Below are 12,078 nucleotides of genomic sequence, written 5' to 3'. Positions count from 1 at the left end.
AAAAGGCTATCGAACATTCGCCAACTTTAGAAGCGCTATTTTATTCTTCCATGGAGGCCTAAACTTATATCCTCACTAACTTAAGGGTAGAACCATAAAACAAAAGCTCCTGAGAAGAGAACCTCAGGAGCTTTGTAATAGCAAGTTTTGAACTTTATCTCAAAATGGTCTGAACCCGGTCAGGGCCGACAGACACCAGTTTGATAGGTACATTCAATTCAGATTCCAAATAAGCAACGTATTCCTTCAGTTCGGTAGGGAATTCATCGTAAGACCTCACGTCTGCCAGAGAGCAATTCCAGCCTTTCAAGGTCTTGTATACCGGCTGCACTTCCATGTCTGTAATCTCAAAGCTTAGCTTGTCGATCTTTTCTCCAGAAGGAAGCTCATAGTGGGTGCAAACTTTGATCTCTTCGAATATATTGAGCACATCGGCTTTCATCATGAAGAGCTGCGTGACGCCGTTGATCATAATAGAATAGTTCAGAGCGGGAAGATCTAACCAACCACATCGACGTGGACGGCCAGTGGTGCTTCCAAACTCATTTCCTTCTTTGCGCATCGCTTCGCCTGTGGCGTCGAAAAGCTCCGTCGGGAAAGGTCCGCTTCCAACTCGAGTGCAATAGGCTTTGAAAATTCCAAACACCTCACCGATTTTGGATGGAGATACGCCCAAACCTGTGCAAGCACCAGCCGTCATCGTGGTGCTGCTAGTGACGAACGGATAGCTTCCAAAGTCAACATCGAGCAAAGATCCTTGAGCACCTTCGGCGAGAATCTTTTTGTTCGCAGACAAGGCATCATTGACCACATACTCGCTGTCAATCAAGTTGAGTGACTTTACGAACTCTACCGCCTCGAAAAACTGACCTTCCATCTCTTCTAGTTTATCTACCGGGAAGTCATAGAAAGAAAGCGTCGTTTTGTGTTTATCCACCAAGACTTGATATTTCTCCCGAAAATCCGGGCTAAGGATATCTCCTATCCGAAGGGCGGACCGCCCGATTTTATCCTGATAGGTTGGCCCGATACCTTTGAGTGTCGAACCGATTTTCTTATCTCCTTTTGACTGCTCGTACGCTGCGTCCAGAAGTTTGTGAGTAGGTATGATGATGGTGGCCTTTTTGGACACCACCAGATTTTTCTGATAATCGATGGAAAACTTGCCCAATCCTTCGATCTCCTTTTTTAGAATGATCGGATCCAGAACGACGCCGTTTCCGATGATATTGAGAATCTGAGATCTAAAAATTCCGGAAGGAATCTGATGAAGTACATGCTTGATTCCGTCAAATTCGAGGGTATGACCGGCATTGGGACCGCCTTGAAAGCGCGCCACTACCTCATACTGAGGCGCCAAGACGTCCACAATTTTTCCTTTTCCTTCATCTCCCCACTGGAGGCCCAGCAATACGTCCATCTTCATTTGATGTGCAGTCTAATCGTTTAAGCAATGTTTTTTGAAGCGCGAAATTTGCGATAAGGCCATAGAAAACCAAGGGAAACAATCTATTTATTATCTCGGAGCATTTCAAAAAATGGCAACAGGCGCTTACAGGAGCTCAGGTTTCAATTCTTGGCTTTGAAATCGGCTACCGAGTCATACACCGTAAAAATATTGTTGAGCTTGGTGATAATCAGCAGCTTCTTCACGTGCTCAGAGGGCGATGTCAAAAACACTTCACCACCTACATTCCTCATCTTAGTCAGCATGGTGATCAGCAATCCGATCCCGCTGGAACTTATATACCGCACTTCGCTCAGGTCGATCACAAAGGTTTTAGCACCCTCCTGAATAGCGTCTGAAACGACCTCTACCAGTTTTGGGCCCACTTCATCCCCAATGAGATCTCCCTCAATAGCCAGGTAGTGGGCGCGCTCGTCTTTACTGGTTTTATAGCTTAGTTTCATGCTGTTCTTCTGTTTTTGCGGATTTGCAGTCACCATTATTACACTGTCCATACAGCATCAACGAATGATGGAGGACTTTGAACTGGAGTATTTCTGCAACGGTATTCTGGATATTTTGGATGCGAGGATCACAAAATTCATAGACTTTGCCGCACTCCACGCAGATCATGTGATCGTGCTGTTTGTATCCGTAGGATTTCTCGAATTGGGCCAGGTTTTTACCAAACTGGTGTTTCGTCACCAGATCACACTCTACCAGCAAATCGAGGGTATTGTAAACCGTCGCACGGCTGACGCGATAGTTCTTGTTCTTCATGCTGATGTAAAGCCCCTCTACATCAAAATGACCGGTTCGGCTATATATCTCCTCCAAAATCGCATAGCGTTCAGGAGTTTTTCGGAGCTTTTGGTTTTCCAGATAGGCGGTAAATATCTTTTTGACCTCTTCGAAATGTGCGGTATTCAAAGGCATTTTCTGCGTTTTTTTTCAAATATAACTTTTGTCTCTTATAAAAGATTCCATCAGTCAAAACGAGAGACTTTGATGATCCCATCTACCTGCAGGAGATTTTTGATCAAATGATCCAGATGTTCGGTACTGTGGACGTACAGCTTGATCGCCCCCTCAAAAATCCCTGCGTCAGAATCTACCGTGATCGAGCGCATATTCACCTTAAGTTCATTCGAGATCACCTTGGTGACGTCGTTGATGAGTCCGACCCGATCTGTTCCGAGAATCTTGAGGCCGACGAGAAACGCGATTTCCTTTTGGCTCGTCCAGCGTGCTTTGATGACCCGGTTGCCGTGATTGGAGAGTAATTCCAGCGCATTTGGACAGGACGTCCTGTGGATCTTGATGCCTTCATTGATCGTCACAAAGCCGAACACGTCGTCACCCGGAATCGGGTTGCAGCATTTGGCCAAGATATAGTCTACCACATCCATATCCTCTCCAATCAGCAGCTGGTCGTGCTCTGATCCTTTGAGGTTTTTGATCTCTTTGGTAAAAGAAGATTCGTCTTTGACTTTTTCGCCGCTTTTACTTTTGGCCTTTTGGTTCTCCTTAAAGTCCTTAAATGACTTGATGGAGGTCGGGTCGATGATGCCTTTTCCCACCCGATAATAGAATTCATTCGCGGTTTTCAACTCAAAAAAGGCTCGCAACTGCTCCACCCTTTCCGAATTAAATTCCATCTTCATCGCTTTGAGCTTTCGCTGCACGATCTCCCGTCCATCCAAAATTGCTGACTTCTTTTCCTCGCGGAGCGCATCTTTGATCTTGGCTTTGGCTCTGGAAGTGACGACGTTATTCAGCCAGTCTTCGGTAGGTTTTTGCTTCCCGGAAGTCAGGATTTCCACCTGATCTCCATTCTTCAGCTTATGACTAATCGGCACGAGGCGCTGGTTGACCTTGGCTCCGATGCACTTCGCTCCAATTTCTGTGTGGATCTCGAAAGCAAAATCCAATGCCGTGGCACCCACGGGCAGGACTTTCAAATCCCCTTTGGGCGTAAATACAAATACTTCGTCGTGAAATAGATTCCCCCGGAAGTCGTCCATAAACTCAATGGCATTGCCATCGTTGGACTCCAAAATAGCCCGCACCTGTCCGATCCAATCGTCGAGTCCGGATCCAGATCTTCCGGAGTTTTCCCGATCCTTGTACTTCCAGTGTGCTGCATAGCCCCGCTCAGCGATCTCATCCATCCGCTCGGTGCGGATCTGGACTTCGACCCACTGACCGGTGTTGCTCATGACAGTCGTGTGCAGTGACTCGTACCCATTAGATCGGGGTGTGCTGATCCAGTCTCGCAGCCGATCTGGATTCGGCCGGTAATAGTCAGTCACGATCGAATATACCTGCCAAGAATCCGCCTTTTCGTTTTCAAGCTCACAATCGAGGATAATCCGAATGGCAAACAGGTCGTACACTTCCTCGAAAGGAATCCCCTGTTTCTTCATCTTGTTGTAGATGGAGTACACAGATTTGGGTCTTCCTTTGATCGTGAATTTGAAATTTTGCCTCGTCAATTCATCCTCTATCGGCTGAATGAAGGTCTTGATGAATTTGTTCCGATAGCTTTTGGACTCGTTGATCTTTTTGACAATGTCTACGTAGGTGTCCGTGTCGGTGAACTTAAGATACAAATCTTCGAGCTCGGACTTGATCGCATACAGCCCAAGGCGATGAGCCAACGGTGCATAGAGATACATGGTCTCCGAAGCAATCTTGAGCTGCTTGTGCCGCGGCATACTCGAGAGCGTCCGCATATTATTGAGTCGATCAGCCAGCTTTATCAGGATAACACGCACGTCGTCCGAGAGTGTGAGAAGCATCTTTCGGAAGTTTTCGGCTTGCTGCGAACTCCCATATTCAAACACTCCCGAGATCTTGGTCAGCCCGTCGATGATGGTCATGACTTTGTGACCGAATTCGCGCTCGATATCATCCAATTCCATGTCGGTATCCTCGACCACATCATGCAGCAATGCCGCGATGATCGAGGTAGTACCCAAGCCAATCTCCTCTACGCAGACCAGCGCGACCTCCAGCGGGTGATAGATATAAGGTTCACCGGACTTCCGGCGCATGTCCTTATGCGCCTCCAAGGAGATGTTAAAAGCCTTTTTGATCAGTTTGGTATCATTCTGCTTCAAGATAGGCTTGGCCTGCTTGAGCAATCTTCGATATCGTTTGAGTATTTCCTTTCGCTCTTCTTCGACGTCCACAGGGATCATAAGGGTGGAATTTTATTCAAAATTGGTACAGGGATTAAATCATTCCACATTTTTGGGAAATATTTTTTCGGTGATTTGTAAAAAATTAAAATATGTCTTTACCTTTGCATCCACAATTGGAAAAGGAGATCATTGTTCAAATAATCTCGGTCTGATTGGTTCCAATGCGGATGTGGCGAAATTGGTAGACGCACTAGACTTAGGATCTAGCGCCGCGAGGCATGGGGGTTCGAGTCCCTCTATCCGCACAGTATCAAGCCCTCAATCACTCACTGTTTAAGTTCAGACAGGAAAGAGATTGGGGGTTTTTAGTTCATCATCTGTTTAATTTTATACACCTTGGAAATTACATTAGACAAGCACTCCGCAAATCAAGCTTCAATTAAAATTACGCTAAACGAAGCAGATTATCAACCAAAGGTTGATGCCAAACTGAAGGACTACGCTAAAAAGGCAGCCATCAAAGGCTTCCGTCCAGGCAAAGCACCCATCTCCATGGTTAAAGGAATGTATGGTGTTTCTATCTTGGTCGATGAAATCAACGCAATCCTCGGCGAGTCCTTGAACACGTACCTGAAGGAGCAAACTTTTAGAATTCTCGGCGAACCGCTTCCTGTCGAAAAAGAAGACAACTCCATTGACTGGAAAACCCAGAAAGAATTCGATTTCGAATACAAGATCGGATTTGTCGATTCTGTCAATGTCGCTTTAGACAACACTACCAAGGGAACCAAGTATTCCATACAAGTAGACGAAAAGTTGGTCAACGAGACCATCGAAAATCTGAAGTCTCAATACGGCAACAGCACCAATCCTGAAGTGAGCGAGGCCAACGACAATATCTATGGTGATCTGAAGGCTACTGAAGGAGAATTTACAAAGACTCTTTCTCTCCCAACCTCAAAACTTTCTAAGAAGCTTGCTGCCAAATTCATCGGATTAAGCAAAGACGCGGTCGTTGAATTTCAAGCAAAAGACGTGAAGAAAGACGAATGGTCTGAAGCCTTCGGATTGACCGACGAAGAGGCAGCTGAGGCTTCCGGAGCATTTACTTTCGAAGTGAAAAACATCAATAGAACAGAAGCTGCTGAATTGAATCAGGAGTTTTTCGATAAAATCTTTGGTCCTGAGACCGTAGCTTCTGAGGAAGAATTCACTGCTAAAGTGAAAGAAACGCTTCAAGACAGCTACAACCGTGAGTCTAAAGTCTTCACGGATGAAGAGCTGAAAAAAGTATTGGTTGCAAAAGCAAACCTCGATCTGCCGGAAGCTTTCCTGAAAGAATGGTTGCTCAAAGCAAACCAAGGCAAAGTCTCTGAAGCCGACGTAGAAAACGAATATCCGCTTTATGCGAATCAATTGACTTGGTCACTGATCTCCAATCAGATCGCAAAAGACAATTCGATCCAGGCAGAACACGAAGACGTGATCGAAAAAACCAAAGAGATGGTTCGTGAGCAGTTTGCATCCTCAGGCCTTGGTTCTCAGCTGGAAGCAAGCATGGATATGTTTGTAGACAACTACCTGAAAGGAAATGAAGGTCAGAATTACATGAATATGCTGACTTCGGTACAGAATGAAAAAGTCCTGGCGTTCGTTCAGGAGAAAATCGATCTGACGGAAAAGACCATTTCCATTGACGAATTCAAGGAACTTTTAGAGAAGTAAATCGATTAGAGAGTTATATTGAAAAGTCCTTTTATAAAGGACTTTTTTATTTTTGTTACCACAACAAACTCGAAAATGATTAACAAAGAAGAATTCAGAAAATACGCCATTCACAACCAAGGCGTCAGCGGAACCGCTTTTGACCAATATACCCAGCATATCGAAAACATGACCCGCTCTGTGATCGAGGAAAGACCACAGAATTTCCGTGAGATCGATGTCTTTTCACGGCTGATCATGGATCGGATTATCTTCTTGGGCACCGGCATTGACGATCACATCGCCAATATCATCGTGGCTCAGTTGCTTTTCCTTGAATCTGTAGATGCGAAAAAAGACGTCCTACTCTATGTCAACAGTCCAGGCGGCTCAGTGACTGCTGGACTCGGGATCTATGACACCATGCAATACATCGGACCGGACGTTGCTACGATCTGTACAGGAATCGCGGCCTCTATGGGTGCGGTGCTTTTGGCAGGCGGAGCAAAAAACAAACGGTCTGCGCTTCAGCATTCCCGCGTGATGATTCACCAGCCTTCTGGCGGGATGCAGGGCCAATCCAGAGATATGGAGATCTCCCTGAAACTGATCCTCTCCATGAGAGAAGAATTGTATCAGATCCTTGCCAATCATACCGGCAAAACCTACGAAGAAATTGACAGAGACTCAGACCGTGATTATTGGTTGAAAGCTCAAGAGGCCAAAGATTACGGCCTGATCGACGAAGTATTAGTTAAAAAAGTATAAGCATGGCTCAAGTTACCTGCTCCTTTTGCGGTAGAAACAAAAAAGATGTAGATCTGATGGTATCGGGCATTTCGGCCCATATCTGTAATTTCTGCATCGACCAGGCGTATAATATTCTTGGCGAAGAAGCAAAAACCAAGAAGACGACTGCCAACAAACCTAAGTTTAAACTTAAGAAGCCCAAGGAGCTCACCTCCTACTTGGATCAATATGTCATTGGCCAAGAGGAAGCAAAGAAAGTGTTGACCGTCGCGGTTTACAACCACTACAAGCGTCTTCAGCAAAAAGACGATCATGATGAAATCAAGATTGAAAAGTCCAATATTATCATGGTGGGAGACACCGGAACCGGTAAAACCTACTTGGCAAAAACCCTTGCGAAAATCCTGGAAGTCCCATTCTGCATCGCCGACGCAACAGTACTCACTGAGGCTGGCTATGTCGGAGAAGACGTGGAAAGCATCTTGACCCGCTTGCTGCAGTCGGCAGATTACAACGTCGAAGCTGCAGAGCGCGGGATCGTCTACATCGATGAACTCGACAAGATCGCCCGCAAATCCGACAACCCTTCCATCACCCGTGATGTGAGCGGCGAAGGCGTCCAGCAGGCGATGCTAAAGCTGTTGGAAGGAACGATGGTCAACGTACCGCCGCAAGGAGGTCGAAAGCATCCTGACCAGAAGATGATCACCGTAAACACGGAGAATATCCTCTTTATCTGCGGAGGTGCATTTGACGGGATTGCCCGGCACATCGGCAAGCGAATGAACTCCCAGCCGATGGGCTTCAATAAATCCAGCGACACGCCTCAGGCAGATCGAGAGAACCTGCTTCAGTATGTGACCGCGCAGGACTTGAAAGCCTTTGGATTGATTCCTGAGCTGATCGGACGACTTCCTGTGCTGACTCATCTGGATCCCTTGCACAAGGATGCATTGAAGCGAATACTCACCGAGCCCAAAAATGCTTTGGTAAAACAGTACACCAAGTTGTTGGCAATGGAAGGCGTGACGCTGACATTCGAAGACAATGCGCTGGACTATATCGTAGACAAGGCAGTAGAGTATAATCTCGGTGCGCGTGGACTTCGGTCTATCTGCGAAGCGATCGTTACCGATGCGATGTATGAAGTACCTTCGGACGATTCGATCAAGGAATTGGTGATTGACGAAGCATACGCCCGATCCAAATTTGACAAATCGAAATTCAAGCGACTTCAGGTCGCATAAAGCACAAAACCCTGCTTCAATCGAGGCAGGGTTTCTTTTTTATAGGGAATCCAAAAGCAGTTTAGCGGTGGTTTGCGAGGCACTACCCTCTCCTATTCGCTCCTGGATCAAATCATACCCTTGGAGCATCTCGCCTTTGTACACCACATTCGAGAAAATCAGGTTCAACTCAGCGCGGATCTTCTCTACAGAAAAGTCATCCTGAATCAATTCTTTGACGACCTCTTTTCCGGCGATCAAGTTTACCAAAGAAATAAAGGGAACTCGGATCAGGTTTTTAGCGATCAGATAAGAAACAGCAGAGGTTCTGTAAACCACTATCTGGGGAACTCTAAACAGTGCTGTCTCGAGAGTCGCCGTCCCGGAGGTCACCACCGCTGCTGTGGCATGACTTAGGAGGTCATACGTTTGGTTGATCACGACTTTCAACCCTGCCTTTCGTGCAGGCGCATAGACCGACTCAGGTAGACTGTCGACCCCCGCAATCACGAACTGCCCATTCGGGAATTCTTTCACCAAGGCGATCATCCGGTCCAGCATCGCATCGATCTCCTGTTTCCTGCTTCCCGGCAACAACGCAATGATCGGTTGATAGCTCAGTTCATTTTTCTGAAAGAAAAAATCATGCGGTTTAAACTTCCGGATTTCATCCAAAAGCGGGTTTCCAACGTAATGGACCTTCATGTCGAATTTCTGAAAAAACTCAGGCTCGAAAGGAAGTATCGAATAAATCTGGTCACAAATCGTCTTCAACTTCAAGGCCCGCTTTTGATTCCAAGCCCAGACTTTAGGCGGAATGTAGTAGTGGACAGGGAGTCCGTTTTCCTTGGCAAAAGCTGCGATTTTCATATTGAATCCGCCGTAATCCACCAAGACCAGCGCATCAGGACGATAGGCCAACAGGTCTTTTTTGACCAAATTCAGATATTTCAGGACTTTTCGAAAACCCAAGACCACCTCCAAAAAGCCCATCAAAGCGACTTCAGAATAATCCACTGCCAGCTCCACACCGGCATCTTTGGAATAGCTACCTCCCATTCCTCGGAAACTAATGGAATGATCCAAAGATTTTAAGGCCAAAATCAAATTGGATGCATGGAGATCGCCAGATCGCTCGCCTGATATGATGTAGATCCTTTTCAATTTTACAGGGTAATTTTTTTCCTAAAAATAAAAGTAGGCTTTTAGACCTACTTTTCATTCAACACTATAAATTTTCAGTTTTAAATTTCCTCACCGAAATACTCCACAAAATTCCTCGGCGTCTCGTAGAGCGTCAGCTTATTCAATCCTCCAAACTTGGTGATTTCTTTGACCGCTGGCTCCAGGATTTTCCAAAATTCCATCACCAGGATCTCGCAGCTTGCCAGTTTTCCTTGCATAAAATCAACGTCCACATTCAAGTTCTTATGGTCCACCTTGTCGATGATTAGCTTTCGGATCAGGGTGCTCAGTTGCTTCAAATCTACTACAAAGCCTGTGTCAGGATCAGGAAGTCCCTTCACCGTGACGATCAACTCAAAGTTATGTCCATGCCAGTTGACATTGGCGCAGGGGCCAAACACCTCAAAATTCTTTTCGTCAGACCAGGTCGGGTTCCAAAGCTTGTGGGCGGCGTTGAAGTGTTCTTTTCGGGAGATGTAAATCATCGGCTTTTGAAATTGGCTGCAAAGTTAGGCAAAAGTACAGGGATTCGAAATCCCAATCCACGAGAGTAGCTGAAATTCAACCTTGGAAAGCTACCCAAATAACCGGTTTTGGCCGCTTCTGCATCGGCCACATGGTTGAAAGAACATTCGCATGAGCACCAGCACAGATCACTAAATCTGCAAGCTTTCGACCGGTAATCTCTCCAAATCACAAGATCTTGATGGTGATTCGCCGGTTTAGAGCTTGGTTTTGTGGAGTGGTATTCGGCACCATGGGCTCTTTGTCCCCTTTGCCGTCCACCATCACCCGTCCCGCGTGAAGTCCGGCAGCTACCAAAAACGACTGGACGCTCTTCGCCCGCTGGAGGCTCAAGGTCTGGTTGTAGGCCACGCTTCCGACGTTGTCTGTGTGGCCGGAGATAAGAATGTTCACGTTCGGATTCTCAAGCAAAAACTTCAACAGTCGCTTGAGGGAGCTCATTGACTCCGGCTTCAGATCAAACTTATCAAACTCGAAAAATACGTTTTCGAAAACAAACTCCTCACCTGAACCCACGGGCGTAAGCTCGACTTTAAGATCCTTTACGTTTTGGATTTTGTCCCGCTCCACGTTGTAGATTTTAGGCAAAAACCCCTTTTTCTCCACATACAATCCCGACACGGCATTTTCCGGGTAAAGCATCATGAAATCTCCCGTTTTGCCATCGGACTGGAACTGATAGAGCGTACTGTCGTTGGTCAGCGAGACGAGCGAAAGCGTCGCGTCTATGGGTTGACCCGTCTTGGAGTTGAACACTTTGCCTTCCGTCACGGTGAGATTCTCTCCCAGATAGATCTCTTCCGGAAACTTAAACCGGTACAACAGCGAGCGGTCGTTTTGCTCCGCTTCCGTGGTGAGCTCGGTGTAGTAGGCAAAGTCCTTCTTCGCAGTGATAAAAAGCGCGACCTGTTCCAACTGATCATTTATCGGCAGACCAAGGTTTTCGGGCTTTTGAAACTCTCCATTTTTCACTCTGGAAAGAAAAATATCCATCCCTCCAAATCCCTGATGCCCGTCTGAGGCAAAAAAGAGTATCTCGTTGTTGAAGAACATAAAGGGCGAGATTTCATCTTTCGAGGTATTAACCACGTCACCCAGGTTCTTGGCATCCGCCCAGCTGCCGTCATTTTGCCGGACGGTGTACCAGATGTCGTTTCCTCCAAATCCACCCCTTCGATTGGAAGAGAAGAACAATATCCTTCCATCGGCTGACAGCGACGGCTGGGAATCCCAGGATCTGGAGTTGACTTTGACCCCCATGTTGGTTGGCCGCTCCCAAGACCCATTTACTTTATAAGCGACGTACAGATCGCAGCTTCCCTGTGAATCAGGCGCATCGCAGGAGGTAAAGATCAGGATATTTCCATCGGCAGTGACCGAGCAAGTACCTTCGTTGTAGGGAGAATTGATCGTCTGTGCAAGGCTCAATGGAGCAGTCCAGCCTCCCCGTCCATCCGAAAAAGAAGTGAAAATATCTTCTTTGTCAAAATTACCCGTGCCATCCCGCTTGGTAAAAAGGATCTGCTCTCCGTCGGCCGTGAGTACGGGGAAATATTGAAGTCTAAATTGATTCAATGGAGAAGTAAGCTGTTCTTTCTCGATCGCTTGGGAATTCCCAAGCTGGCTTTGAAGGAAGGCCATCCGCGTCACCATGTCTTTGTAGTACATGTGATTCTTAAAGGCCGGATCCAAGATCGGATCGACCTTTTCGAACTCGTCGTATGCTGCCTGAAATTCACCTTTGTGCCAGTAAATATTGGTAAGCACCCAACCGAACTCTGCAACATTCTTTGAAGTTGCATTTTTCCCAGAGAGTCGGGCCTTGCCTGCGTTTGCCATTTTTTCGGCCTTGTCCAACTCGCCCGTCGTAATGTAGAGCTGGGAAGCTTTCACATAGGCTTCCAAAAAAGAGGCCTCTCGGGCTATAGCCGCCTGATATTTGGATATCGCATCCGCATATTGCCGCGAAAGCGTCAGTTCCTCGCCTTCCTGGTAGAGCTTGATGGCCTTGCTGTCGATGATCGAATAGGTCTGCGCCTCCGTTTGGAGGAAAAAGAAAAACGCAATACAAAAAAGGAAAGCAGGGCGCATGGAC

Annotated in this window: 10 protein-coding genes and 1 tRNA gene; 4 read left to right on the top strand and 7 right to left on the bottom strand. The window is 46.6% G+C overall.

The window, feature by feature from the left end; all coding sequences use genetic code 11:
• Nucleotides 1-154: 154 nt before the first annotated feature.
• The 4 genes from G459_RS0121945 to G459_RS0121930 all read right to left on the bottom strand — a co-directional run bounded on the left by G459_RS0121945 (nt 155) and on the right by G459_RS0121930 (nt 4,650).
• Entirely contained in the window at nt 155-1,426 is a 1,272-nt protein-coding gene (locus G459_RS0121945; RefSeq protein ID WP_026969546.1) for an adenylosuccinate synthase, read from the bottom strand.
• Nucleotides 1,427-1,569: 143 nt separating this feature from the next.
• Entirely contained in the window at nt 1,570-1,911 is a 342-nt protein-coding gene (locus G459_RS0121940) for an STAS domain-containing protein (protein ID WP_026969545.1), read from the bottom strand.
• Nucleotides 1,895-2,383, bottom strand: coding sequence for a Fur family transcriptional regulator (locus G459_RS0121935; RefSeq protein ID WP_026969544.1), 489 nt, complete (start codon nt 2,381-2,383; stop codon nt 1,895-1,897). The genes G459_RS0121940 and G459_RS0121935 overlap by 17 nt, the downstream gene beginning before the upstream one ends.
• Nucleotides 2,384-2,433: 50 nt before the next feature.
• On the bottom strand, nt 2,434-4,650 hold the full coding sequence (locus G459_RS0121930) for a RelA/SpoT family protein (RefSeq protein ID WP_026969543.1): 2,217 nt from the start codon (nt 4,648-4,650) through the stop codon (nt 2,434-2,436).
• Between the two features lie 166 nt (nt 4,651-4,816).
• On the opposite strand from G459_RS0121930, the gene G459_RS0121925 reads away from it, so the two are divergent.
• The 4 genes from G459_RS0121925 to clpX all read left to right on the top strand — a co-directional run bounded on the left by G459_RS0121925 (nt 4,817) and on the right by clpX (nt 8,294).
• Nucleotides 4,817-4,898, top strand: a tRNA-Leu gene (locus tag G459_RS0121925).
• 91 nt (nt 4,899-4,989) lie between these two features.
• Complete coding sequence (tig, locus tag G459_RS0121920; protein ID WP_026969542.1) at nt 4,990-6,318, top strand: trigger factor; 1,329 nt, start codon at nt 4,990-4,992, stop codon at nt 6,316-6,318.
• Between the two features lie 75 nt (nt 6,319-6,393).
• Nucleotides 6,394-7,065 carry a ClpP family protease gene (locus tag G459_RS0121915; RefSeq protein WP_026969541.1) on the top strand — a complete coding sequence of 224 codons (672 nt, stop codon included), beginning with the start codon at nt 6,394-6,396 and terminating at the stop codon, nt 7,063-7,065.
• A gap of 2 nt (nt 7,066-7,067) precedes the next feature.
• Entirely contained in the window at nt 7,068-8,294 is a 1,227-nt protein-coding gene (clpX, locus tag G459_RS0121910; RefSeq protein WP_026969540.1) for an ATP-dependent Clp protease ATP-binding subunit ClpX, read from the top strand.
• A 39-nt stretch (nt 8,295-8,333) separates the two neighbouring features.
• Here clpX and lpxB read toward each other — a convergent pair whose 3' ends face one another.
• From lpxB to G459_RS0121890, 3 genes are all read right to left on the bottom strand, one after another.
• Entirely contained in the window at nt 8,334-9,437 is a 1,104-nt protein-coding gene (gene lpxB / locus G459_RS0121905; protein WP_026969539.1) for a lipid-A-disaccharide synthase, read from the bottom strand.
• Nucleotides 9,438-9,517: 80 nt separating this feature from the next.
• Nucleotides 9,518-9,943 (bottom strand): 6-pyruvoyl trahydropterin synthase family protein, encoded by a 426-nt coding sequence (locus G459_RS0121900; protein WP_026969538.1) that lies wholly within the window; start codon nt 9,941-9,943, stop codon nt 9,518-9,520.
• A 208-nt stretch (nt 9,944-10,151) separates the two neighbouring features.
• The gene (locus tag G459_RS0121890) at nt 10,152-12,074 is read right to left on the bottom strand and encodes an OmpA family protein (RefSeq protein ID WP_026969537.1); all 1,923 of its coding nucleotides are present in this window, start codon (nt 12,072-12,074) and stop codon (nt 10,152-10,154) included.
• Nucleotides 12,075-12,078: the final 4 nt, after the last annotated feature.

This window comes from Algoriphagus terrigena DSM 22685 (genome assembly GCF_000429445.1).
Lineage (GTDB): Bacteria > Bacteroidota > Bacteroidia > Cytophagales > Cyclobacteriaceae > Algoriphagus > Algoriphagus terrigena.
This window is presented reverse-complemented; position numbering and strand designations above follow the sequence as displayed.